This window comes from Rhodopirellula maiorica SM1, from assembly GCF_000346295.1.
In the GTDB taxonomy this organism is placed as follows: Bacteria; Planctomycetota; Planctomycetia; order Pirellulales; family Pirellulaceae; genus Novipirellula; species Novipirellula maiorica.
The window spans coordinates 1-904 of the sequence record NZ_ANOG01000951.1; the positions used below are offsets into that span (position 1 = coordinate 1).

The 904-nt window shown below is 54.9% G+C and carries 2 protein-coding genes; both read left to right on the forward strand.

All coding sequences use genetic code 11. From position 1 onward, the window contains the following. A partial coding sequence (locus tag RMSM_RS30410; protein WP_040770298.1) for a cytochrome P450 occupies positions 1-467 on the forward strand: 467 nt, incomplete at its 5' end. Then, a partial coding sequence (locus RMSM_RS30415) for a cation efflux transmembrane domain-containing protein (RefSeq protein WP_008706528.1) occupies positions 464-904 on the forward strand: 441 nt, incomplete at its 3' end. The genes RMSM_RS30410 and RMSM_RS30415, both read left to right, overlap by 4 nt.

Below are 904 nucleotides of genomic sequence, written 5' to 3' on the forward strand. Positions count from 1 at the left end.
AACAACTTCGCGATGGCTCCCCGGATGAATTGCATTGCTTTGTGCAGGAGGTCCGGCGTTACTATCCATTCTTTCCGTTTGCCGGAGCAAAGGTGAAAGAATCATTCGAGTGGCACGGTTACCACTTTCCGAGCGGTCGGAAGGTGCTGCTGGACCTATACGGCACCAACCATGATCCACGTCCTTGGGACCAGCCAGAATCGTTCAGACCATCCCGTTTTCGCGAATGGGACGGGAATCCATTCACCTTAATACCTCAAGGCGGCGGCGATCACTACCAGAACCACCGCTGCCCCGGCGAATGGATCGCGATCGAGCAGATGAAGGCGGCCACCGACGTGCTCGTCAACGGATGCAGCTACGAGATCCCGGAACAGGATTTGCAAATTGCGATGGATCGACTTCCCGCCATTCCCGCTGACCACTTTGCCATGACGAACATTCAACTGCTAAGTGAAGTGCGATGAGCGAGGAACGAGCAAAATTGATACGCCGGGGTCGCAATGTCGAAATTGCCAGCCTGATCTACAACATCACCGAAGTGACCATTTCGCTAACGGCCGGATTCATGACGGGCAGTTCGGCGCTGATCAGTTGGGGCGTCGATAGCATCGTCGAAGCGAACTCCGCCGCGTTCATGATCTGGCAATTGAACGGCGAAGCCAAAGGTATCAACGAGCGAGACAAGCGGAAGAGAAAGAAGATCGCGTTAGGGGTTCTCTCGGGTGCCTTTACGATTGCTGTCTTATTCATCTGTTACGAGGCGATCAGCAAGTTCATCAGCCAAGAAACCGCGTCGATGTCGTGGTGGGGCATTGGCATCTTGCTGGTGTCGTTGGTCGTCAACCCGATGCTGGCAGTGGGGCAGGTATCGCTACGGCAAGAAGACCGATTCGGCGACTCT